We start from the raw sequence: 24,410 nt of genomic DNA, 5'->3' as shown, positions 1-24,410 counted from the left end.
TTTTATGAAATCTATAATTCTGGAAAATATAATTAACACCTCCAAGAATTTGCTGACATTTTTTTAAAGACTACTATTATAATGATACTACTTTAATTACTAAAGTGTCAAAATATCATTTGAATTAATTTCAAAAAAAAAGCTCAGCCATTTAAGACTGAGTTTACTGATCCCTGACCAATTATAATTTGAAATTGTCCTGAATTAACAAAGGTTCCTTTAACTCCATCAATATTTTTAACTGCCTTTTGATCACTCTTAGTTTTATCTTTTAAAACAAGTCTTAATCTTATCATACAATCCACACTATCAACATTATATAATACCAGGAAATTATACCTGATGGTTTGTTGTGGATAATATTTATAGTTTTCATAATTTCCGCTATCAACAAAATTTAACCTTACTGTATTACAGATTGTCCGAAGGACATTTTGTTCTAATCCATTATAATCCTACTTAAATTTTATATTTTCTAATTTTTATTTTTGGGAACGGTCCCAAAATATTATAAAGCAATTGTATGAAATTTAATAATTAAGATCAAATGATTTTAGATCACTTTAATGACAATGTACTTATAAAAATTATAAGTCTTAATTATTATCTAACATTTTTTCAATTTCTTCAATTGATTTTTGAACCCCATCAGCAAAGCCATTGTTATAATTTAATTTATTATTATCCATTCTGTAATTGCCTTCAATTTCCCTTAATTTTTCAATTAGTAAATCAATATTAATATTAGCCATTATTATAGCCCCCCTTGCTCTTTTATGATTTTATTTGTTTGGAAAATTAAAAAATTTCTTATTTTAATTATATAACCCAATAATTTTATAATCAAGTATAATTAATTTTTCAGAAGATGAATTCTAAAAACCCTTCTCACCATTTTACTCAATTTTATTTTATATTTGAAAAAAACAAATAAATATTGTATTATTATTGAAGTAAGATGAAATAATAAATAATAATTTCTGGGGTTATAGCTCAGCTGGATAGAGCAACAGATTCCTAATCTGTAGGCCGGCGGTTCAAATCCGCCTAACCCCACCATCTATTGAAAAATATAATTAAAATAATTCAACCAGCCAATATTGGCTGGTTTTTTGAATACATTAAAATTTCCGATCAACCTGCAGTTCAATTAGTTTTTTCAATTTTTTTTTGGCCCTATTGTTAGGCAGCCTGTCCATGTATTTTTCTACTCTCTTAATAAAAACAAGCAAAATTTCTCGACTCTCTTTTAAAACATCACTTTCTTTAACATCCGTTATTATGTCATTTACTACAGACTCGTCTAAAACATTTTTATTATAAATCTGATACTTATCATTATATTCATTTTTTCCCATCAGTAATATTACTGGCAGAGTAACGATACCCTCTTTTAAATCTCTAGCGAGTACTTTCCCTGTATTATTTTCATCACCTTCAAAATCTAATAGATCATCTTGAATTTGAAAGGCCATCCCAATTTCTAGACCTAATTTATATAAAATATTGAGTTTTTTTCCTCTTATTCCACTCACATATCCACCTAAATAACTGCTTAAGGCAAATAGAAGAGCTGTTTTATGCCTTATTCGTCTATAATAATCACGGACTCCGATTTGAAGTTCATAACGTTTTTCAGACTGTTCAATTTCTCCTTCACATAATAATCTCAAATGTTTATTCATTTTTTTTAGTACATCTCTATCTAGATAATCAAAAAAGATATCAAAGGTCTTAGATAAAAGAAAATCTCCAATAAAAACTGCCTCTTTTTTACCAAATTTTTTTTGAGCACTTTCTTTACCCCGACGAAGATCAGCATCATCAATTATATCATCATGAACCAAAGATGCCATATGAAGTAATTCAATTCCACTTCCCAACTGAATTAATTTGTCTTTATCATAATCATCTCCAAAAGAAGCTGCAAGAAACATCAAAAATGGACGTAATTTTTTCCCTCCCCCCTCAACTAAATCTTTAACTGCCTCGTTGACAATAGTTCTTTTAGAATTAGTAATTTCTATTATATTTTTATTTAACTTAGTATATATTTTTTGATAAAGTTTATCTTCAATTAACACTATATTCACCTTCAATTAAATTAAAATCTGGATCATTAATATTAACAATTTCTTCTAAACCTGAAGAAAGATAAACATCAAGTTCTTTTGTGATAAACATAACACCAACATCATCAATATTTTCAATAAATTCCATTCCTTTTTCCAATCCCATTACATAAACAGCAGTAGAAAGAGCGTCTGCATCAAAAGAGTTATGACTAATTATACTTACACTCAAAAGATTATTTTCAGCTGGATAACCTGTTTTCGGGTCTATAATATGATGATAAAGTTTACCATTTTCTTCAAAATATCTTTCATAATTACCTGAAGTAACTATAGTTAAATCAACAGCATCAATAATTGCCATCACATCTCCTCTTCCAGCTCTAGGATCCTGAATTCCAATTTTCCAGGAAGACCCATCAACTTTATCTCCAATTACCAAAACATTTCCACCAAGATTAACAAATGCATGCTCAACCCCGTTTTTTTCTACAATTTTTTTCACTTCTTCTGCTGCATAACCTTTGGCTATACCTCCAAGATCAAGTTTTACACCAGCTTTTATAATTTTAGCATAATTATCATCTAAATTTAAATATTGGTAACCAGTATTTGCTAAAGCTGCTTTTATTTTATTTTCTGGTGGTACTGAAGCATTTTTAGTTCCAATTCCCCATAACTCAACTAAAGCACCTATTGTTGGATCAAAATCACCTTCAGTTATTTCAGCATAATTTTTAGCCTTTTTTAGAACTTCTAAACTCTGCTTGCTTACTTCTATTTTTTGATTTGGATTATTATTCAATTGATAAATATCACTTGTTTCAATCGTTTTACTCATTAAATTTTCAATCTCTTCAATTCGTTTCATACTTTCCTCAACAGCTGCATCTGCATTTTCACCATGTGCCCTCATTTGAACTAAAGTGTCCATTAAAAAAGCATTATCTTCAGCTGTTTTAACTTCTACTGTATCATTACTGCAGGCAGTTAAAATCAATGGAAATATTAGTAATATAGTCAAAGTAATTATAGTCTTTTTATTTAACAAAATATCACATCCTAAATTATATATTTATAGTTAAGTTAATTTTTACACAAAAACCTTTAAAAATTATTAATTCCGGGTAAATCACTTACATTTTATCATAAAATTATCATTTTGCAAAATTAATTCCGAGAGAGTTACTTGCAATTTAATTTTATTATGCTATAATTAAAGTGTGAAAAAAATAACTCATAATTTTTTAATAAAGTATGTGAAATTATAAATTTTATCTTGATAAAATTGATTATGGGTAATATTTTTTAAAAAATTATTAGATTTGACGTAACGAAAAATATTAAAGGAGGTAAAAACATTGAGTAATAATATTATAGTACTTGGAGCAGGATATGGTGGAGTAGCAGCTGCCCAAACTCTCCATAAAAAATTAAAAAAACATCCTGACTCAACAATTACTCTCATTGACAGGAATTCATATCATACCCTGTTAACAGAATTACATGAGGTAGCAGGTAATAGGATTGAAGAAGATGCTCTTAAAATTGACTTAGAGAGAATCTTTTCTTCAACAAAGGTAAACATAATCCAAGATGAGATCAATAATATTGATTTTGAAAATCAAACTTTAAGTTCTGAGGAACATCAATATACCTATGATTATTTAATTATGGGGGCCGGAAGCAAACCGAGTCACTGTGGAGTTGAAGGGGTAGCGGAACATGCCTTTACTTTGTGGTCTATGGATGATGCCAATAGTATCAAAAAACATGTTGAAAAATGTATGCAGGAAGCAAGAATGACAGATGATCCAGCCAAAAGAAAGGAACTGCTTTCATTTGCAGTTGCCGGTGGAGGTTTTACCGGAGTTGAAATGGTTGGAGAATTAATTGAATGGCTTGATGAGTACAGCAAAGAATATAATATACCACGCAATGAAATAGAAATTTATAACTTTGAAGGCCTTGATCAAATACTTCCCAATCTCAGTGATGAGCTGGTTGAAAAGGCAATGAATTATATGAGAGATAACGGAGTTAATGTTAAAACAGGTGAGTTTGTTAACAAAATAGAAAAAAATAAGATAATTTTAAATGACGGAATGGAAGTCAATGCAGAGACTATTATTTGGACCTGTGGTGTAGAGGCAGCTGACTTTGCTGCAAATTCTGGCCTGGCTACTGACCGGGCAAATAGAATAAAAGTAAATAAATATCTGCAGACAGAAGATTATGCCAATGTTTATGCAATTGGTGATAATGCAGCAGCTCCCTGGGATGATGATCAGATACTGCCGGCATTAGTAGAATCTGCTCAGCAGACAGGTGAATGTGCAGCTAAAAATATTGTAGCAGAAATTAAAGGTGGCTCAAAAGAAGAACTCGATCCCAATTTACATGGTGTAATGGTTTCAGTTGGAAGCAGCTATGCAGTAGCTGAAGTAATGGGACTATCTTTAACAGGAATTCCAGCTATGTTTATGAAACACTCTGTAAATATGTTCTACCGTTTTGAAATTGGAGGAATCAAAGAAACATATAGTTTAATTACTGAATATATGAAAGAACAGGCTTCTCATAAAGGCTTACTGCCGCAGCTGTTTGGCTTTGTCAGTGAGACTTCAAGATCACTCTGGTTAGTTCTTTTGCGTATTTTTGTTGGAATCATGTGGCTTTATGAAGGTTATACTAAAGTGAGAGATGGCTGGTTGACATCAGCAGATTATTTGGTTTCTGGAGCTTCAGCCTCACCGATTGGTGACTATGCTGTCGGCTGGTATGTCTGGCTAAATGAAGCTATTATCTTTAAGTTTCCACTCTTCTTTCAAATTGTAGTAACTCTAAGTATGATAGGAATCGGTATTTCCTTAATCTTTGGATTGTTTGCAACTCTTGGTGCACTGGGTTCTGTTGGATTTTCAATTAACTTTTTACTGGCCGGTCAGTATGCACACTGGTCCAGTGACTATCCTGGACATTTTAGTCCCCTATTCTGGTTTTTGTTTGCTTCAATAACTTTAATTGGTTCCGGACGTTCTTTCGGTTTAGACTATTATGTCTTACCCTGGCTTAAAAATAAAATCTGGAGCAGACCAAAAAATAAAGATCAGGATCTGCAAAAAGTAGTTAAAAAATAATCGGACAATCTATTAAGTAATAAAACGAGTCCCTCATATATTTTAGCATTTAACCTTTTTATACAGGATTGTGCCTTTTATACAGTTTATATTTCTCATCAGACTTGCACTGATTAGCAAATATTTATGCCAGGCAAACAAATAAAAGCAGGAGCTTTAATTAAAGCTCCTGCTTTTATAATTTACATATTAATTTTATTTTTTAGCTTTAAAATATCTTTAAATAAGCACTAAAATAAATATCTTAAACTGACTAAAAAGTAATCTATTCTATTTTTTGTACTATAATATATTTTTTTAAGCTGACCTTCATTATTCTGCAGCCTATTTTCATCTAAAGCAGCTACAAAATATAATCTGTCTGAATTGTTTTTCCCTCTCGCAAAACTAAAAGCATTATAAACATCTACCGCCTTAAAACCACTATGCTTCAATAATCTCAATATTGTTTTAATCTTATACCCACGCTCACTATGAACTTCTTCAAAACAGGGAAGTTGATCATTATCCGGACAGATTTTTAATTTAACCTGCCACAAATTTTCTTTCTCATTTACAATGTCTTCCCAAAAACATTCATAATTATCTCCTTCAATCATAAATGATTTTTCTGCTATTGTTTTGATCCTACCAATTGAGTTCATATCAAAGATAAATAAACCCGATTCAGATAAAGAACTGGCAGCATTATCAAAACAACCCTGCAGTTGATCAATATCAGTTAAATAATTAAGACTATCAAAAAAAGAAAGAATTAAATCAAACTCTTCTGCAAAAGAAAAGTCAATCATATTTTGAACAGAAAATTTAATCTTTAAACTTCTACTGGAATTCTGCAGTTGATAGTTATCATCATTTTTAATCAAATTAAATTTTTCAAATTTTTTTTGATTTAAAGTTCTATACTCTAACTTTTCAGCTGCTTTTGAAATCATTGCTTTTGACAAGTCTAAAGCAGTAATCGTATTAACTGATTCCAAATTAATTAAATTAAAAGTCATATTTGAAGTTCCAGAAGCTAATTCAAGAATTTTATTTGGTTGACATTTATAATATTTTAAAATATCTTTTAAATAGCGAAACCAATATTGATAAGGAACATTTTTCATCACTTCATCATAAATTTCAGCAAAATATGTGGTGTAACTGTACTTCATTTTTAGCCCCTATCTTTATTAGCCAGCTGCAGTAAAAAGTCAAGATATTCATAAACTTCTCTGCTTCCTTCTCCAGTTTGAGCTGAAAAGAATGTAAAATTATCCTCTTCTATTAAATTTAATTCTTTATAAATCAGCTTTTTTTGTTTAGCTTTTTTATTATTGGAAATTTTATCTACTTTAGTAGCTGCAATTAAATAACTCAAGCCACTTGCCTGCAGCCATTCCACCATCATTTTATCATCTTTAGTTGGTTTATGGCGAGAATCGATAATTTGAACTACTCCAATTAAATTTTCTCGATAATTTAAATAGGTGTCTATTAATTCAGCCCAATCATCTTTTACTTTTTGAGGAACATTTGCAAATCCATAACCAGGTAAATCAACTAAATAAAATTTATCATCTACATTAAAATAATTTAGACACTGAGTTCTACCGGGTGTATTACTAGTTCTGGCTAATTTTTTTTGTCTGGTAAGTCTGTTGATCAAAGATGATTTACCTACATTAGAACGACCACTAAAGGCTACCTCAGGCTGCTGAAGCCTGGGGCAGTCTTCATATTTATATACACTTTTATAGAATTCAGCATTAGTAATCTGCATGATTCTCATCCTCTAATAGTAAAATATCCATTACCTGGTCCATGTGAGAAACAAAAGTTACATCTAAACCTCTAGTAATTTCTTTCTCTATTTCTTTAAACTTATTTTCATTTTTTTTCGGTAAAATAAATTTATTTATTCCAGCTCTTCTACCGGCCAGGATTTTTGTTTTTAGACCACCAATTGGGAGGACTCTTCCCCTCAGTGAAATTTCTCCAGTCATTGCATAATCTCCTCTAACCTTGCGACCAGTTAAAGCAGAAGCGAGAGCTATAGCAATTGTAATTCCAGCTGACGGTCCATCCTTGGGAACTGCACCCTGTGGTACATGAATATGGATGTCAAACTTCTTATAAAATCCATCACTTAGGTTTAAATCGTTCTGTTTGGAACGAACATAGCTTAAGGCAGCTTGAGCAGATTCTTTCATGACATCCCCCAAAGAACCGGTCAGAGTCAGTTCTCCTTTGCCTGGAACTACTGCAACCTCAATATCTAAAATATCTCCACCTGCCTGATTATAGGCAAGTCCTGTTGCAACGCCAATTCTATCTTCAAGATCACTTTCTTGATGTTCATAATCAGCTAAACCTAAGTATTTTTCTACACTGTTTACAGCAACAAGAGCTTTGTTTTCCCTACCTTCAACAAATTCTTTAGCAACTTTTCTTGTAATAGCAGCTAATTTGCGCTCAAGATTTCTAACTCCTGCCTCTCTAGTATATTCTCTAATAACTTTTAAAATTGCATTTGAAGATATATTAATCTGTTCATCTTTAAGTCCATGATCTTCATAAATTTTAGGGAGCAGATGTCCTTCTGCAATTTTAAGTTTTTCATCTTCAGTATAACCTGGAATTTCTATTAACTCCATTCTGTCTAAAAGTGGAGCTGGTATCGTATGAGCAACATTAGCCGTTGTAACAAATAAGACCTGTGAAAGATCAAAAGGAACTTCTAAATAATGATCTCCAAATTCTTTGTTCTGTTCTGGATCTAAAACCTCCAGCATTGCTGAAGCGGGATCACCTCTAAAATCAGAACTCATTTTATCAACTTCATCTAAAAGAAATACAGGATTTTTACTGCCAGCATCACGCATAGCATTTATTATTCGGCCAGGTCGAGAACCAATATAAGTTCTGCGATGACCTCTTATCTCTGCCTCATCTCTGACACCACCTAATGATAAACGAACAAAATCTCTATCTAAGGCTCTTGCAATTGATCTCCCTAATGAAGTTTTACCAACACCTGGAGCACCAACTAAACATAAAATTGGACTCTTTTTGGCTGGAGCCATCTTTCTGACAGCTAAATATTCCAAAATTCTTTCTTTCACATCTTTTAAACCATAATGATCAGCTTCTAAGATTTCTTCAGAATTTTTAATATCAATTTCTTCTTCTTTTACTTTATTCCAGGGAAGATCTAATATACAATCCAAATAATTTCTAATAACTGTAGCTTCAGGAGACATGTTTGGTGTGCGGTCAAGTTTTTCTATCTCCTCTTCCACTTTTTCAGCCACATTATCAGGTAGTTCAGCTTTCTCTAGTTTTTTATAGTACTCTTCTATCTCATCAGATAAACTCTTATCTTCATCTAATTCATCCTGGATAACCTTCATTTTTTCTCTTAAATAATATTCTTTTTGATTTTTTTCTACTTTCTTTTTTACCCGCTTATTGATATCCTGCTCAATTTTTAAAACTTCTATTTCATCCTGCAGCAGACTTAACATTTTTTCTAAACGTTCCACTATATCAGTTGCTTCTAAAAGTTCCTGCAGCTGCTGATATTTCAATTCAACTTGAGAAGAAATAACATCTGCTAAACGTCCAGGTTCTTCAATATTACTTGCTGACATAATAGTTTCAGCCGGTAAATTTCTATTATATTTTATATATTCTTCAAACTCTTTAACTACTGTTCTCATTAGTGCCTTGATATCTGTATTGACTTCTACTTTCTCTTCCGGGCGACTTTCAACCTCAGCTAAAAAATATTCTTCTGTATCAAGATATTCAATAACTTCAGCTCTTTCTATTCCTTCAACTACAACTTTTATCATCCCATTAGGAAGTTTAACCAGCTGCTTAACCTCAGCTATTGTACCAAATTGATAAATTTCGTCTATTTCAGGTTCCTCAACTGTTTCATCTTTTTGGGCTGCAATTATAATCTTCTTTTCTTCCATCATTGCCTCTTCTAAAGCAGCAATTGATTTATCCCGACCTACTAAAAGAGGGATAACCATATGAGGAAAAACAATCACACCACGAGAAGCCAGTAAAGGTAATTCCATAACTTCTTTTATTTCATTATTATTGGCCATTTACTTTCACCTCAATCTATTATATTTAAGTAATTTAATCACTTATAATTAATTCTGTTTTATAGTTCTAGATAACTAAAATTTTCCCTTTTAATATATGAACAAAATGTCCTTCGGATAATCTGTAATATAATAAGGTTAAATTTTGTTGATAGCGGAAATTATGAAACTATAAATATTATTCACAACAAACCATCAGGTATAATTTCCTAACTAATAAAAAACGAAAGAGATAATACCACTCACTCTTTAGGAGTAATATTATCTCTAAATCTACTACAGCTTAATTTAAATTAAACATTTACATTATTTTATCATTCAGCTGTTAGGCGCTTTCTTCCTCTTCTAGATGTTCATCTTCAATCTCCAGAATTGGATCAGCGTTATCATCTATAACTTCCTTAGTAATAATACACTTTCTAATTTCAGGTCTTGATGGTAGATCATACATTATATCTAAAACGGTATTTTCAACAACTGATCTTAAACCTCGAGCACCAGTATCACGCTCTAAAGCTTTAGACGCTATTGCTTTTAATGCTTCATCAGTAAATTCAAGCTCTATATTATCCATAGCAAAGAACTTTTCATACTGTTTAACCAAAGCATTTCTTGGCTCCTTCATAATCCGAACCATATCTTCTGCCTCAAGCTGATCTAAAGTAACCTGAACCGGCATTCTACCAATGAATTCAGGAATTAAACCATAATGTAATAAGTCCTGAGGTTGAATATGCTTTAAAGTATCTCCAATATTTTTATTATCTTCTTTAGTTTTAATATCAGCACCAAAACCCATTACTTTTTCACTGATGCGGGAGTCAATCAATTTCTCCAGACCATCAAAAGCTCCACCAGCAATAAAGAGAATATTGGTTGTATCAATCTGGATAAATTCCTGATGAGGATGTTTTCTGCCACCCTGAGGTGGAACACTGGCAACAGTACCTTCAATTATTTTAAGGAGTGCCTGCTGTACTCCTTCTCCAGAAACATCTCTTGTAATAGATGTGTTTTCAGATTTTCTAGCTATTTTATCAATTTCATCAACATAAATTATACCTTTTTCTGCTTTTTCTACATCATAATCAGCTGCCTGGATTAGTTTGAGCAGAATGTTTTCTACATCTTCTCCAACATAACCAGCTTCTGTTAAGGAAGTAGCATCAGTTATTGCAATTGGTACATCTATTATCTTAGCCAGAGTTTGAGCCATCAACGTTTTACCACAGCCAGTAGGTCCAACCATCATAATATTACTTTTTTGTAATTCTACATCATCTACTACCATGTTAGAATTAACTCGTTTATAATGGTTATAAACAGCTACAGACAATGATTTCTTAGCTCTATCCTGGCCAATTACATACTGATCCAAATATTCTTTGATTTCTTTAGGTTTAGGAATACTTTCAAATTCGAGTTCCAATTCTTGATCTAATTCTTCTTCTACAATTTCATTACAGAGTTCTATACATTCATCACAAATATAGACTCCTGGACCAGCTACTAATTTTTTTACCTGATCCTGGCTTTTACCACAAAAGGAACATTTAAGTTCCCCATTTTCATGATCGTGATCGCCAAATTTAAACATTATATCACCTCTTGGGCTAAATTACTTTTCACTTAATTCATTTCTAGTAATTACTTCATCAATTAATCCATAATCTACAGCTTCTTCTGCAGTCATGAAATAATCTTTTTCTACATCTTGAGCAATTTTTTCAGAACTTTTTCCAGTGTGTTTGCTGAGAATATTGTTTAATAATTCTCTAATTCTCATTAACTCTTTAATATGGATTTCAGCTTCTGTTGCCTTACCCTGTGCTCCACCAGCAGGCTGATGAATCATAACTCTAGCATAAGGGAGGGCATAACGCTTACCTTCTGCACCTGCAGCCAACAATAAAGCTCCTGCACTTGCAGCCTGTCCCATACCAATTGTAACTACGTCAGGTTTTATATACTGCATTGTATCATACATTGCCAGAGCAGCAGTTACTGAACCACCCGGACTATTAATATATAAATAAATATCTTTATCAGGATTATCTGCTTCTAAAAAAAGCAGCTGTGCAATAACAGTATTTGCTACATCATCTGTTACTGGTGAACCCAAAAATACAATTCTATCCTTTAAAAGTCGTGAATAAATATCATATGATCTTTCTCCACGATTTGTTTGTTCAACTACCATTGGGATTAAACTCATTGATTAAAACCTCCTCTGATTTATTTCCAGCAGCTAGATAAACTACATCTACCTTATAACTATTATATCTAAATTTATACTGAAAAACAGTTATTGTTTAACAATATAATTAAATTTTAGTTATTTTCAATTAAAAATTCAATTGTTTTTTGTCTTCTAATATCCTCTTTTAGCTGTGCTAACTGGCCCTGCATCTGAAGAATAGCTTTGATTTGTTCTGGCTCCTGATCATGCATTTCAGCAATTTCATTAACCTCTTCATCTATCTCTTCATCACTAACTTCAATTTCTTCAATATCAGCTATAGCTTCAAGTACAAGCAGCTCTTTAGCACGATCAGAAGCTGTTTCTCTATTATCTTCTCTCCAAGTTTCTTCATCCATTCCAATATATCCAAGGTAGGTTTCCATATCCAAACCCTGCTGTGAAATGGACTGTGAGAGTCTTTCAAACATTTGATCTAATTGTTCGTCAATCAAAGTATCTGTAATATTTACTTCAGCATTTTTACTTGCTTTTTTAATTAATTTTTCTCTGAAATTATTTTCAGCAGATGTTTCCTTTTGTTCAGCAATTTCTTCTTCAATACTAACTCTTAGTTCATCCATGGTTTCGTAATCACTTGCTTCAACAGCAAAGTCATCATCTAATTCTGGTCTCTGCTTCACTTTTATTTCTTTTAATACTACATCAAAAGAAGCATCAGCACCAGCTAAATCTTCCGCATTGTAATCTTCTGGGAAGGTAATTTCTACAGTTTTTTCTTCTCCAACTTTCATTCCAATAAGCTGTTCTTCAAAACCAGGAATAAAGCTTCCGGAACCAATTTCTAAACTGTACTCTTCCGCAGATCCACCAGGGAATTCTTCACCATCAACATAACCAGTGAAATCTATAATTGCAAAGTCACCTTCCTGCAGTTCTTCACGCTCTGCAGTCATTAACTGACTATGTTCATCCTGCATCTTCTCCAGACGCTGAGAAATTTCTTCTTCTTTTACTTCAGTATCTTCTTTTTCTATACCTAAACCTTTATATTCGCCTAGTTCAACCTCTGGTTTAACTTCAACAATTGCAGTGAAGGTAGCAGCTTCTCCCTTGGAAATATAGAAATCTTCTATATCAGGTTGTGCTATAGGTTCAATATCAGCTTCTTCAACTGCTTCACTATATCCCTGGGGAATCAGAATATCAAGTGCATCTTTGTGCAGAACTTCTTCACCAAATCTTTGTTCAATTATTTTTCTTGGTGCTTTTCCCTTCCTAAAGCCAGGAATTTCTACATCTTTAACTACCTGACGATAAGCCTGTTCTAAGGCTTCATCGACACGATCACTTTCTATTTCAATTTCCAGTTTAACTTTGTTACCTTCCAAAACATCTTTTTTCACTTCCATTAATATTCCTCCTAACTGATATTTAAATAAAACTTTTAAAAAACTCTCTATATGTTAATAATCCCCGATCTGGCACCGGGCCAATATCGGGGGTCAATGACAGAATTATTAAATGGTGCGAAAGGTGGGACTCGAACCCACACGGGGATTACCCACTAGATCCTAAATCTAGCGCGTCTGCCAATTCCGCCACTTTCGCATAGTAAATAATGCTGTGAGTGAAAATTCTTTTTTCTTTTTCACAAAAAGCACATATAATGGTAGCACAGCTTTTTGCTCTTGTCAAGGTTTTTAGAAAAATTATTAAATAAAATTAATTTTTCTAAAAAACCTCGAATTAAAATTTCCATCTTTTCAATTATATAATAAATTCAATGAAATATCCAGTGTTTTTCGAAATTAATTTACTCTTTTTCAATATCTATTGTTTTTGCCTCTAATTCTTTCCACCTGCGAAAATTTTCAAGTTCTCTTGTGAGCTGTCTAAAAGCAAGTATAAACGCTGCAGCATCATCTGTTAAACCAATACCAGGTAAAAAATCAGGAATTAAGTCAGTTGGTAAAATTAAATAAGCTAAAGTTGCTACAACCCAACCAACTGCTGCATCATTTAATTGAAAATTACCCTTAGAATGTTCACTTAACATTTCCAGAAACTCACTTACCTTATCAATAAAAGGAATTTTATATTTTTTAGAGTCTAAAAAATTCCTTGTTTTATCTAAAATTTTATTTACACTTTCATGACCGGTACCCCATTTATTTGTTAATCGACCTAAAAAAGCAAGCAGATCATTATCATTAAAATCTTTTTTCATTTTTTCACCACCAATTTATTAATTAGACTTACTTTTCAGGCTTCATTAATGATAAGTCTACTTTTCTTGACTTAACTTTTAAAGCCCTATTCAATAGTTCTTCTACAGCAGCAAATTTATCTATATACATCTCTTCAGTTGTAAATTTTGCATAATGTCGGTGAAGAAAGTTATCAATACCCATAAATAATATTTCAGTAATCTCTTCTGGATAATCAGTTTCAAATTCTCCTCTTTCAACACCTTCTTTTACTATTTCAGTAAATATAGGCATGAATTTATTCCAAAATTCCTTATTTCTTTCTTTCATAAATTTTGCATTTTCATCAATCTTAAAAAATTCATACACTTTAAAATTACCTCTTCTGCTAAAGATCAATCTTAAAATTATTTTTTCCAATTTTTCTAAAGAGTTCATATTTTCATTTTCTAAAACATGTTTTGCTTTTTTTTCAGTCTTTCTGTATCTTTTTTCTAATAAAGAAGAAATAATGTCTTCTTTTGTATCAAAATAATAATAAAATGTGCCTTTGGCTACACCAGCTCGTGCTGCTATATCCTTTACAGTAGTTTTTTCAAACCCTTCTTCTATAAATAGCTTTTCCGCTTCATTTAAAATTGTATTACGCCTCTTAAGTGATTTTTCTGTTTGTTTTGCCACTCTTTTTACCTCCACTTATATTTTTGACCGACAGTCAGCATAGAGTGAATTAATTATAGCACAACTTAGTAATAAATTAAAGGAAAAAGATGTCTAATCTAAATTTCTAGCTTATTTTAATTATATATAATCAAAGCTTTATTAGTCAAGATTATTGATAACAAACACAAAAAAATCACCTTCTCAGGTGATAACATTTAAATGGGGTGGATGATGGGTCTTGAACCCACGGCCTCAGGAGCCACAATCCTGCGCTCTAGCCAACTGAGCTACATCCACCATATTAGGTTTTAATTTTAAAATGGCGCGCCCGACAGGATTCGAACCTGTGGCCTACGGATTAGAAGTCCGTTGCTCTATCCGGGCTGAGCTACGGGCGCATAAAATGGAGCGGGAAACGAGACTCGAACTCGCGACCCTCAGCTTGGAAGGCTGATGCTCTAGCCAACTGAGCTACTCCCGCTTAAAAATGTTCTATAATTTAAAATGGTCGGAGCGAAAGGATTTGAACCTTCGACCCCCTGCTCCCAAAGCAGGTGCGCTACCAAACTGCGCCACGCTCCGACGTGTTTTGTGCCACAAAAATTAATAACTTTTTTCGCGGCGACAATTAATAGTATATAGCAAATGCCGCTTTCGGTCAATAAAGAAAACGGCACTTATAAACTTTTAGAATAAATTAAGTTATTATTACTCCTATTTACTTCTGATATCTCTGTTTTAATTCTCTTTTCATTTTCTTTAAAGCGTGTCCTCGATGACTAATTTTGTTCTTTTTTTCCTGACTTATTTGAGCCATTGTTTTATCATATTTTGGCAGATAAAATATAGGGTCATAGCCGAATCCATTCTCACCAGCTGGTTCTTCAGCAATAAATCCAGAGCACTTTCCTTCTACTATAATTTCAAGGTCATTAAATGGATCAACAAGCGCAATTACAGATATAAAAGCAGCCTTCCTTTTTGATTCAGGTAATCCTCTTAATAATTCCAAAACTTTTAAGTATTTTGCTTGATCATCTAAATCTTCGCCGCCAAACCTTGCAGAGTAAATACCAGGAGCACCATCTAAATAATCTACTGATAACCCTGAATCATCTGCTAAAACTATTTCATTTAATTCTTGAGCCCTTTGTCTTGCTTTTTTTAAGGCGTTTTCACGATAACTCTTTCCATCTTCAATAACTTCCGGCAGCTCAAGCTCTGGATCTAGAACAACAAAATCAAATTTAAGGTCAGAAAAATAAGCCTTAATTTCCTCTATTTTATGCTGATTACCACTACCAATAACAATTTTTTTCATTTTATTCACCTATTAAAGCCAATCTTTGTTCTTCTATCAGCTCTAAAATACCTTTTTCTGCTAGATCATAAAGCTGATCTAATTCATCTCTTGTAAATGGATGTTCTTCTGCAGTTCCCTGAATTTCTATTATTTCTCCTGCTTCTGTCATTGCAATGTTCATATCTACCTGTGCTTTAAAATCTTCTTCATAGCATAAATCAAGCATTGGAGTTCCATCAACTATACCTACACTAGTAGCAGCCATAAAACCCTTGAGAGGGCTTTCTTTTAATTTTTCCTCTTTGATCATAAAATTAATTGCATCAACTAAAGCAACATAAGCACCTGTAATTGAGGCTGTTCTAGTTCCACCATCAGCCTGCAGTACATCACAATCAACCCAAATTGTTCTTTCTCCCATTTTATCAAGATCAATAATCGCTCTTAGGCTTCTACCGATTAAACGCTGAATTTCTTGAGTTCTACCACTTAATTTTCTTTTAGCTGCTTCTCTAATGTTGCGGTCCTGAGTTGCTCTCGGCAGAAGAGAATATTCAGCTGTTAACCAACCTTTGTTTTGCCCTCTTAAAAAATATGGTACACTGTCTTCAATTGATACATTACATAAAACCATTGTATCACCTGTTTCTACAAGTACAGATCCTTCAGCATATTTTGTATAATTTCGCGTTATTTCAACATCTCTTAACTGATCTAATTTTCTTCCATCTGTGCGCATATTATATTTCCTCCCAATTTATTCATTAATAAATATATTTTTTTCTTCAAATTTTAATTCATTCAATTTCAAAAATTGTCGTCCATATTTTAAAAATCTTTTAGAAATTTTTTCCTTGTCGCTAACAATAAACTTATTACTTGATTTTAGATTGTTTTTTTTCAGTAAAGCTAAGTTACTTAAATTTTCCCTAACTTCTAATGCCATTTCATGAGCAGGATTAATCAACCTTAGCTTATCCCCCATAATTTTACTTAAAATAGGGGTTAAATATGGAAAATGAGTGCAGCCAAGAATCAAAGAATCAACCTCAGCTTCTATTAAAAAATCAAGATAATCATGAGCAGTTTTTTCTACTTCAACTCCATCAAATTTTCCTTCTTCAACCAAATTAACAAATTTGGGACAGGCTTTAGCAAAAAGTTTAACTTCTGAATCAATTTCTAAAATTACATTCTGATAAGCATTACTTTTTACTGTACCTTCAGTGCCGATAATTGCTATTTTTTTATTTCGACTAAGCTTTACAGCTCTAACAGCAGTACTTTTAATCATTCCAAAAATCGGTACTTCAAATTTTTGTTTTACATAATCAAAAGCAGCAGAAGTTGCTGTATTACATGCTATCACAACTGCTTTAACTTTTTTTTCTTTGATTAAATAACTGATTATCTCTTCCACATATTCTCTAACTAAGTTTAAATCTTTAGGTCCATAAGGAAGATGTAATGTATCACCATAATAAATTATATTTTCTTCTGGCATTAATTTGAAAATTTCTCGAGCAACAGTTAGGCCGCCAACTCCTGAATCTAAAAGCCCAATAGCCCTGTTGGAAGCTTCCAAAAGAACCAACTCCTATCTAAAATATTAATTATCCTCAGTCAGTTTTTGATTGTACATCAAAGGCTCAGTTAAGTCAAGATGTCCAACAAGTGTTTCTACCTGTTTACCATCAAGCAAGATTCTAACTTTATCAACTTCAGCCAGAGCGGTATAGGTATTTACAATCGAATATACAGTCATGATTTCACCTGTGCTGCCTCCCCAGTGATTACTTCGAAGTTCAAGACTAAAATTTAAAGTCAAAAGTTTTCCTTCCAATTCATAATTTAATAATCTGCTGGCTGTTGGTATTGTTTTTGTTAATTCACTGTTTTCAGGGCCAGCCTTAAGCTCCTCAAATAATTGAATAAACAAATCACTTTCTTCATCTATAGTTCTTTTTTCAACTCTCAGATAATTTGCATCAGCTGAAGCAAAATAAAGTTCCACCTTATTTTGAACAAAATAATTATTATAGAGGAAAAATAAAAGATATAATACAGCTGCAGTTAAAAGTAAAATTCTTAGTATAAGAAGTATTTTTCGCTTCTGATCACCATTCAAGCCCTTCTTTTTAGCAGCCATTTTATTTCCCTCCATTCTCTTCCAGATAATCAAGTATTCCATCTACTATTAATGAAGCAGCTTTATTTTGAAAATCTTTAGTTTCCAGCAATTTTTCTTCTCGCGGATTACTTAAAAATGCAACTTCTATTAAAGCAGAAGGCATTTTAGTATATTTGATAACATAAAAATTACTGTCTTTAATTCCTCGATCAATCAGACCTAAATTTCTACCCAGTTTATCATGTATTTTTTCAGCTAAAAAGCGATTTTGATTGCTGTTGCTCTGATTATAATATGTTTCCACCCCACCAGTACTGGAATTATTAAATGAGTTAGCATGAATACTAACAAAAATATCTGCTCCTCGTTGGTTAGCAAACTTGACTCTATTTTGTAAAGAATGGAATCTATCTGAACTTCTAGTTAAAAGAACATTCTGCTCTGCTTGATCTAAAAGTAAAGCCACCTGTTTTGCAATAGCCAAGTTTGATATCTTTTCTTCCAAACCATTGCTGCCAATAGCTCCAGGATCAAATCCTCCATGACCAGCATCAACTACAATTAAATGTCTGCCAATTCCCTGTCTTTTTTCTCCTTCTTCTTTTAAATAGTCTTTAGCAAGGGCAATCTTAATTCCGTGTCCATTTTGATAACTATCAACCTGGTGACTATAATATTCATTAAGTTCAAAAACTAATCTGGTGACTTCCTGCTCATCAAGCTGATAATTACTACTTCTAATATCTTTAATTAAAGAAGTTTTTTCAACTGCTTCAAACTCCTCTAAATTGTTTAAAGTATTCTGGAAATCAACAACAATTCTATGAGGATAGTTAAATTTCTTCACTTCATATACTGCTTTTGCATCCATAAGTATATTAAGATACTGATAATCCTCATTGTCTTGAGTTGTAATTTCAGAAAACTTATTTTCTAAATTAACTGTATAGTGGTAAAGACCATTTTTTTCTTCTTCAACCCAATTATAGCCGGTTAGTTCCTCTAAATCAGCAACAATTCTCACTGTTTGTTCATCAAATCTTGCAGTTCTTATTTTTTTAATTAAAGTATTATCAACATCAATTTGATCAAGTATTCCTTCTCCTCTATTGACATGAAAGAGATTCATGACTAATCTTGGAGGAGATTGCAGCAGAAACAGCTCAGGGTTTAAAGCCGAAGAAGAAGTAAAAGTAAAACTTCCCTCTGCATATTGTAAATCTGAAATTTCTGAGCGTTGTCCCGGTTTAAAGGTCAACAAATTGTTCTTTTGACGCTGAAGCTGTTTAAAAATATCCCCATTAGCCATAACTACCTCAATTCTTAAAACCACTGGGTCTAAATCGTGTTGAGTGACTTTAATATCCTTAATAAGCGGATGTTCCTCAATATCCAGATTGAAATTACCAATAACAACTGATGGAATATCAATAACCATTTTCTTAGAATCCGAAAAATATTTAGTTTTAGCATTTGGTATTTCTCCAGTTGCTTCAATAGTTAAAAGATTTTCTTCATTAATTCTAATATCTTTCAACTGTGGTAAAAAACTTAAAACTAAAGAGTCCTCATGTTCATATATACCCCCATCAATTTGAAAAGGAATGGGAGTTCTGCTTTTAATAACAAGCCTTAATAAGGCTCTATCCGGTACATTTACAACTTTAAGATAGTAATTATTATTAGAAATATTGTCTGTGAACTCCTGATTAATCTCTGCCTTATCTATTTCAATAGTTATTTCAGTTCCATCTTCACTATGTAAAACTCGATAAGGAGTTATTTCGTCCATTTTAATCTGAAGCTGATTACCATCTTCCTGCCAGGACACACCATTGATAGTTGTTTCCGGCTGAAAAATATATAATTCTTCATTATCTCGCTGATATTCTAATAAATAGCCAAAAGCTTCTATTGATTTCGCCAGCGGAATATAAGCCTGATTATTTACCAGCTGTAATCCAGCCTTAGTTCTAAGAGTATCATTTCCAATTTGTATATAATGACTGTTTGCCATAATTTTTATTGTTACCGATTCTGATTTCATTTCTAATGACTTTAAAGCAGCTCTCCAGGTTAGCTCTGCATTGAGCAGCTCTGCTAGATCCCTTGCCCTGATTAAAAGCTCACCATTCCTACTAACAGTTTTTATTTCTGAAGTTATATTTTTACTATTAAAATAGATTGTATTTTGAGCAGAAGCAGTGCTCATGATTAAAAACAAAAAGATAATTATTAAAAGTCCTATAATTTTTTTATTTTTAAAAACTGACAAGGGAAACCCTCCTTACATCTAAATATGGTTTAGATCACTAAATTCTAATTCAACTTTATTTAATAAACTATCTGCAGAATAATTTTCGGATTCGACGTCAGCTTCACCTAATTTTACTATTGGTAAATTTACATTAAATCTACTATAGATACCATATATACTGTCTAAAGTTATCTGACCTCCATGCATTTCAACAATTGATTTCACAAGTGATAACCCAATCCCACTACCTTCTCTTTTTTTATTGAAATTTTGATCAACCTGTCTAAATTGTTCAAATATTATATTCTGATTTTTCTTTTTAATTCCAATACCGGTATCTCTTAGAGAAATAATAATATTATCCTCTTTTTTAACAATCCTTAATAAAATCTCATCACCTGCCGCAGTAAATTTTACAGCATTAGAAATTAAATTTAAAATTACTCTTTCAATATTAAAAGGGTCACAGGCAATAATTTGAGAATCAACTTCACTTTCAAAACGAAAATTTCTATTTTTAGTTTTCAAATAATCTTTTGTACTATCAGCAACAGCTTCCACCAGCCTAATAATATCAAAATTACCTCGGTGTAACTGAAAGGTATTTACATCAATTTTTGTTATATCAATTAAATTATTAACCAGACGTAAAAGCCTAAAACCATTATTTCTAATTGAAGCTAGATATTTATTAAACTGGTTTTGATCAGCAGAAAGAGTATTTTTAAGCTTATATTCTAATAACTGCAGACTAGAAAAAATTAAATTTAATGGAGTTTTTAACTCATGTGAAATATTAGCAAAAAACTGAGTCCGCAATTCACTGTATTTAAGCTCTTCTTTTTGACTTTCAATTCTTTTTTTGGTATCAATTTTTTCTGTGATATCCTGTGCAATGGAGATGATTTCTACAATTTTATTGTTTCTATCCTTAATTAAAGCAGTATTCCATTCGCAAAAAAGCTTGCTTCCATCTTTAGCAACATTCTTATTAATATTATAACTTTCTTTCCCTTCAAAAACAGCTTCCACCAGTTCTGTAATTTCAAAATAAGAATCTTCTTCTACAATTATATTAAAGTTTTTATTTATCACTTCTTCTTTTTTCCATCCAAAAATTTCTTCAGCCTTATCATTCCAATCTATTATATTAGTTTCTCTATCAGAAACAACAAAGGCCAGGGGAGCTTTTTTGAAAATACTGCTGTATCTTTTTTTATTTCGATAAAATTTTCTTTCTTTTTCAATTTCAGCAGTAATATCTTCTGCCAAACAAAGTAAATAATCTACCTCAGATTCTGAATTATAATGAGGGATAGTATCAACCTTTACTATTTTCTGCTCATTATTAATTTCAATCTCCATTTCAACATTTTTTCGCAGTCCTTTTTGAAATATTTCTTGGTTAAATTTTTTAACAGCTGGAATTTTCTCCTGATCCAAAATAACTGAGATTGATTTATCCTCAAGTTCTGAAACATCTAAAGCACAAAAATCAGCCATTTTTTTATTGACTGAACCAAAATGGGTGGAATCTTTCAATATATATGAAATTTTATTTAAGTTATTAAAAAGAAAGTTAAAATCAGCTGAGATTTCATCCATCTTATCACTCCCAGTTTTAAAAAAAGATCAAAGTTAATTATTAATATTATTGAAAACCTGCTGCAGATTAGCTTCTATTTGATCTAAATCAACAAATTTAAATTCTTTAGATATTTCAGCCGCTTTTTCGAATATATTCGGAGAAATCTTTAATTCTAAAATTAAATTATCTGAATCAAGAGAATAATTATCAGCCTCAGACAAAACAGCTGTTAAATATTTTTTTATCTCAGCTTCACTCAGCTGTTGATCATTGATTAATTTTATTTTTAAATATTTATGGCTGAGCTGATCTTTAAAAGCGCTAGGTTTATCAAAAGCAATTACTTTCCCTCTGTTAATAAATGCTACCTTATCACATAAGCGATCAGCTTCTTCAAGATAGTGAGTGCTTAAAACAACTGTTTTTGAATCCCTTTTAAAGGCTAAAACTTTTTTTCTTATTATTTCAGCAGAAATGGGATCTAAACCACCTGTCGCCTCGTCTAATATTAAAATTTCTGGATCTGACAATAAAGCTCTACAAATCATTAATCGTTTTTTCATGCCTTTGGAAAAAGTTTTAACCTCCTTTTTAACTGAATCCTGCAGTTGAAATTCTAAAAGTAACTCTTCCACTTTCTCGCTTTCGATATTATTTATTCCAGCAAACAAGTTTAAATTATCTAATGCATTCAACCTTGAATATAGATTACTCTCTTCGAAAACAACAGCAATTTTCTCTTTAATCCAGACAGGAAGTCCTTTCTTTATTTCTTCTCCCATTATTTTAACAGATCCTGAATCAGCTTTTAAAAGTCCGGTCAAGATTCTAATTGTAGTACTCTTTCCAGCTCCATTTGGTCCTAAAAGACCAATAATTTCTCCCTTTTTGACTTCTAAATTTATTCCCCGGAGAGCTTTAAATCCAGAAAATGATTTTTTTAAGTTATTGATTTCAATTATTGTTTCATTCATCCTTATCATCTGCTTCAGCAGCTTTTTCATCATCTATAGCACTGTGATAATCCCAAAAAATCTGAAAATCATCATTAATTTTTCGTAAATATACAGTTTTTTCTGACCGCTCTTCTCGACTTCCGAAACGGTTAAACTTTATCAAATAGCTTACCTGAAGTTGATAATAACTGCCAAAATCCATCGCATATTCAAATTCTTTTTTTATCTCTGAAAAATCAATGGGTTGAGCTTCTCCAACCTTTATCTCAGTATATTCCAAATTATATTTTTCGAAATTTTGCTCTTGAAATCCTACATATTTTTCTTCTGCAAGAATTCTTTTTAATTCAGCTGCAAAATTTTCATATACCTCGGCAAAATTTTCTTCAGCATAATTACTGTAAATATATTCTGTAAAAACTTCAGAGTTTTTGAATTCTTCAGCCTGCAGTAGAGGAGCTAAAATCAAAATGAGCAATATAGTTAAAAAAATAATTTTTTCATTCAACAAGAGAATCAGCCTTTCTTATATAAATAAAGATTATTAAATAGAAAATAATTGCAAATAAAATTAGAGCTAATATCTCCACATACAAATTACTGTGCTGGCCCTGATAAACTAAAACTTTATCTAAAGCCTGATAAAGATAATGGGTTGGAAAAAACAAAGCAAGTTTTTGGGTCAAAGGAGAAACATCTGCTACTAAAGCTGGAAAAATAATCGGAAAATAAATAACTGTTGAAATCGATCTGGCAGATGATTGGCTTTTAGTAAAAAGACTAATAATTAAACCTAGACCACTAAAAACAAAAGAAGCAGTACTAACAATCAATAGAGATAAAAGTAATCTTTTTATCCCAATACCCAGAACTCCATTCAATGATCCCATTAAAACTGAGGTGATTATAGTTAAAATCCAGGCGAAAAATGTTTTCGCTATAATTATTTGATAAATGTTGACTTTGGTTACTAAAAGAGCTGCAAGTGTTTTATTATCTTTTTCTTCAGATAAAGAAGCAGATATCAACATTAAACCGATCATTGTAATTGTAACGGTTAACCAAACTGGTAAAATAGAGCTGCTGACCTTAAAATCTGCAGCAGGCTGAAAATTAAAATCAGGTCCCTGCTCAAGTTCATGATAGTCCGTCAATAAATCAGCTATGTTTTCCCTTAATATAAAAAAGTTGACAGTATCTCTGCTGTCTAAAAAAATTTGGTAACTATCCTCTAATTGTTCTGCTTCCGCATCATAATAGATTGCAGCATCAATGCTGCCGGCTGCAGTTGCTGATTTTCCAGCTTCAATTTCTTTAAATTCTTGAATAGAAAAATTACGAAAATTTTGTTCGATAAAATTCACCAGCTGATCTGTCTCCCGGCCGCTAATTCCCAATTCAAAATTTCTAACAAGCTGTTCTGAACTGACTAAAGAAAACATCAGAGAAGCAAAAAGCGGCAGTAAAATTATCATTATCGCTGTTCTATTTTTAAGCGATTCTTTTAAATCTTTTTTGATTAATAAGAATATAATCTTCAAACCCTCTTTAACATTAGACATTATTACTCTCCCTCAATCAATCTAATTATTTAATCCTATGGCAAAGAAGGGAGAAATTATTTAATTTCTCCCTAGTTTTTGCTTATGGAGCCATTCTATCAAAAAAGTAAACAAGAGCCCAAACTATTACAATAATTCCTACTAATTCTGCCATAAAAATTCCTCCTTTCAGCTGCATAGATAAAATTTGGAAATTTAATTCTATATATATTATTTATTCTCCAA

The 24,410-nt window shown here is 31.8% G+C and carries 22 protein-coding genes and 6 tRNA genes; 2 read left to right on the top strand and 26 right to left on the bottom strand.

Annotated features, from left to right (window positions below):
- Nucleotides 1-143 precede the first annotated feature (143 nt).
- Together C7954_RS13565 and C7954_RS13560 are read right to left on the bottom strand one after the other, a co-directional pair.
- Nucleotides 144-296 carry a glucose PTS transporter subunit EIIB gene (locus tag C7954_RS13565; RefSeq protein WP_159429253.1) on the bottom strand — a complete coding sequence of 51 codons (153 nt, stop codon included), beginning with the start codon at nucleotides 294-296 and terminating at the stop codon, nucleotides 144-146.
- Between the two features lie 300 nt (nucleotides 297-596).
- Entirely contained in the window at nucleotides 597-752 is a 156-nt protein-coding gene (locus C7954_RS13560; protein ID WP_159429252.1) for a hypothetical protein, read from the bottom strand.
- Nucleotides 753-982: 230 nt separating this feature from the next.
- Here C7954_RS13560 and C7954_RS01535 point away from each other — a divergent pair.
- Nucleotides 983-1,059: transfer RNA gene (locus tag C7954_RS01535), tRNA-Arg, on the top strand.
- Nucleotides 1,060-1,121: 62 nt separating this feature from the next.
- Here C7954_RS01535 and C7954_RS01530 read toward each other — a convergent pair.
- Both C7954_RS01530 and C7954_RS01525 read right to left on the bottom strand, forming a co-directional pair.
- Nucleotides 1,122-2,084, bottom strand: coding sequence for a polyprenyl synthetase family protein (locus C7954_RS01530; RefSeq protein ID WP_073159681.1), 963 nt, complete (start codon nucleotides 2,082-2,084; stop codon nucleotides 1,122-1,124).
- Nucleotides 2,074-3,123 carry an FAD:protein FMN transferase gene (locus C7954_RS01525; RefSeq protein WP_089719269.1) on the bottom strand — a complete coding sequence of 350 codons (1,050 nt, stop codon included), beginning with the start codon at nucleotides 3,121-3,123 and terminating at the stop codon, nucleotides 2,074-2,076. The genes C7954_RS01530 and C7954_RS01525 overlap by 11 nt, the downstream gene beginning before the upstream one ends.
- Before the next feature lie 310 nt (nucleotides 3,124-3,433).
- On the opposite strand from C7954_RS01525, the gene C7954_RS01520 reads away from it, so the two are divergent.
- Nucleotides 3,434-5,212 carry an FAD-dependent oxidoreductase gene (locus C7954_RS01520; RefSeq protein WP_134058544.1) on the top strand — a complete coding sequence of 593 codons (1,779 nt, stop codon included), beginning with the start codon at nucleotides 3,434-3,436 and terminating at the stop codon, nucleotides 5,210-5,212.
- Nucleotides 5,213-5,442: 230 nt separating this feature from the next.
- Here the strand turns inward: C7954_RS01520 and C7954_RS01515 are convergent, their stop codons facing one another.
- The 22 genes from C7954_RS01515 to C7954_RS01410 all read right to left on the bottom strand — a co-directional run bounded on the left by C7954_RS01515 (nucleotide 5,443) and on the right by C7954_RS01410 (nucleotide 24,185).
- The gene (locus tag C7954_RS01515) at nucleotides 5,443-6,369 is read right to left on the bottom strand and encodes a class I SAM-dependent DNA methyltransferase (RefSeq protein WP_089655209.1); all 927 of its coding nucleotides are present in this window, start codon (nucleotides 6,367-6,369) and stop codon (nucleotides 5,443-5,445) included.
- A gap of 2 nt (nucleotides 6,370-6,371) precedes the next feature.
- Nucleotides 6,372-6,977 (bottom strand): ribosome biogenesis GTP-binding protein YihA/YsxC, encoded by a 606-nt coding sequence (gene yihA, locus C7954_RS01510; protein ID WP_073159673.1) that lies wholly within the window; start codon nucleotides 6,975-6,977, stop codon nucleotides 6,372-6,374.
- The gene (lon, locus tag C7954_RS01505) at nucleotides 6,964-9,315 is read right to left on the bottom strand and encodes an endopeptidase La (protein ID WP_073159671.1); all 2,352 of its coding nucleotides are present in this window, start codon (nucleotides 9,313-9,315) and stop codon (nucleotides 6,964-6,966) included. The genes yihA and lon overlap by 14 nt, the downstream gene beginning before the upstream one ends.
- Nucleotides 9,316-9,640: 325 nt before the next feature.
- Nucleotides 9,641-10,912 (bottom strand): ATP-dependent Clp protease ATP-binding subunit ClpX, encoded by a 1,272-nt coding sequence (clpX, locus tag C7954_RS01500; RefSeq protein ID WP_073159669.1) that lies wholly within the window; start codon nucleotides 10,910-10,912, stop codon nucleotides 9,641-9,643.
- 21 nt (nucleotides 10,913-10,933) lie between these two features.
- Nucleotides 10,934-11,530, bottom strand: coding sequence for an ATP-dependent Clp endopeptidase proteolytic subunit ClpP (gene clpP / locus C7954_RS01495; protein WP_073159667.1), 597 nt, complete (start codon nucleotides 11,528-11,530; stop codon nucleotides 10,934-10,936).
- Between the two features lie 116 nt (nucleotides 11,531-11,646).
- The gene (tig, locus tag C7954_RS01490) at nucleotides 11,647-12,927 is read right to left on the bottom strand and encodes a trigger factor (protein ID WP_073159665.1); all 1,281 of its coding nucleotides are present in this window, start codon (nucleotides 12,925-12,927) and stop codon (nucleotides 11,647-11,649) included.
- Between the two features lie 113 nt (nucleotides 12,928-13,040).
- Nucleotides 13,041-13,126 (bottom strand) — tRNA-Leu (locus tag C7954_RS01485).
- A gap of 205 nt (nucleotides 13,127-13,331) precedes the next feature.
- Nucleotides 13,332-13,745: a YkvA family protein gene (locus C7954_RS01480; RefSeq protein ID WP_073159663.1), complete on the bottom strand. Its 414-nt coding sequence runs from the start codon at nucleotides 13,743-13,745 to the stop codon at nucleotides 13,332-13,334.
- 28 nt (nucleotides 13,746-13,773) lie between these two features.
- Entirely contained in the window at nucleotides 13,774-14,406 is a 633-nt protein-coding gene (locus tag C7954_RS01475; RefSeq protein ID WP_073159661.1) for a TetR/AcrR family transcriptional regulator, read from the bottom strand.
- Between the two features lie 202 nt (nucleotides 14,407-14,608).
- Nucleotides 14,609-14,685: transfer RNA gene (locus tag C7954_RS01470), tRNA-His, on the bottom strand.
- A gap of 23 nt (nucleotides 14,686-14,708) precedes the next feature.
- Nucleotides 14,709-14,786: transfer RNA gene (locus C7954_RS01465), tRNA-Arg, on the bottom strand.
- Nucleotides 14,787-14,792: 6 nt separating this feature from the next.
- Nucleotides 14,793-14,869 (bottom strand) — tRNA-Gly (locus C7954_RS01460).
- 24 nt (nucleotides 14,870-14,893) lie between these two features.
- Nucleotides 14,894-14,970 (bottom strand) — tRNA-Pro (locus C7954_RS01455).
- Nucleotides 14,971-15,106: 136 nt separating this feature from the next.
- The gene (locus C7954_RS01450) at nucleotides 15,107-15,709 is read right to left on the bottom strand and encodes an XTP/dITP diphosphatase (protein ID WP_073159659.1); all 603 of its coding nucleotides are present in this window, start codon (nucleotides 15,707-15,709) and stop codon (nucleotides 15,107-15,109) included.
- Nucleotide 15,710: 1 nt separating this feature from the next.
- Complete coding sequence (gene rph / locus C7954_RS01445) at nucleotides 15,711-16,430, bottom strand: ribonuclease PH (RefSeq protein WP_073159657.1); 720 nt, start codon at nucleotides 16,428-16,430, stop codon at nucleotides 15,711-15,713.
- Between the two features lie 18 nt (nucleotides 16,431-16,448).
- Complete coding sequence (gene murI / locus C7954_RS01440; protein ID WP_073159655.1) at nucleotides 16,449-17,276, bottom strand: glutamate racemase; 828 nt, start codon at nucleotides 17,274-17,276, stop codon at nucleotides 16,449-16,451.
- Nucleotides 17,277-17,300: 24 nt separating this feature from the next.
- On the bottom strand, nucleotides 17,301-17,840 hold the full coding sequence (locus C7954_RS01435; protein ID WP_073159653.1) for a GerMN domain-containing protein: 540 nt from the start codon (nucleotides 17,838-17,840) through the stop codon (nucleotides 17,301-17,303).
- Nucleotide 17,841: 1 nt separating this feature from the next.
- Nucleotides 17,842-20,097 carry an N-acetylmuramoyl-L-alanine amidase family protein gene (locus C7954_RS01430; protein WP_089719262.1) on the bottom strand — a complete coding sequence of 752 codons (2,256 nt, stop codon included), beginning with the start codon at nucleotides 20,095-20,097 and terminating at the stop codon, nucleotides 17,842-17,844.
- Nucleotides 20,098-20,115: 18 nt separating this feature from the next.
- Nucleotides 20,116-21,684 carry a sensor histidine kinase gene (locus C7954_RS01425; protein ID WP_089655201.1) on the bottom strand — a complete coding sequence of 523 codons (1,569 nt, stop codon included), beginning with the start codon at nucleotides 21,682-21,684 and terminating at the stop codon, nucleotides 20,116-20,118.
- 33 nt (nucleotides 21,685-21,717) lie between these two features.
- Nucleotides 21,718-22,641, bottom strand: coding sequence for an ABC transporter ATP-binding protein (locus tag C7954_RS01420; RefSeq protein ID WP_081374595.1), 924 nt, complete (start codon nucleotides 22,639-22,641; stop codon nucleotides 21,718-21,720).
- Nucleotides 22,634-23,131 (bottom strand): hypothetical protein, encoded by a 498-nt coding sequence (locus tag C7954_RS01415; RefSeq protein WP_235817798.1) that lies wholly within the window; start codon nucleotides 23,129-23,131, stop codon nucleotides 22,634-22,636. Before C7954_RS01415 ends, C7954_RS01420 begins: the two co-directional genes overlap by 8 nt.
- Nucleotides 23,124-24,185 (bottom strand): ABC transporter permease, encoded by a 1,062-nt coding sequence (locus C7954_RS01410; RefSeq protein WP_133505733.1) that lies wholly within the window; start codon nucleotides 24,183-24,185, stop codon nucleotides 23,124-23,126. Before C7954_RS01410 ends, C7954_RS01415 begins: the two co-directional genes overlap by 8 nt.
- Nucleotides 24,186-24,410: the final 225 nt, after the last annotated feature.

Source organism: Halanaerobium congolense (genome assembly GCF_004366375.1).
GTDB lineage: Bacteria > Bacillota > Halanaerobiia > Halanaerobiales > Halanaerobiaceae > Halanaerobium > Halanaerobium congolense.
This window is presented reverse-complemented; position numbering and strand designations above follow the sequence as displayed.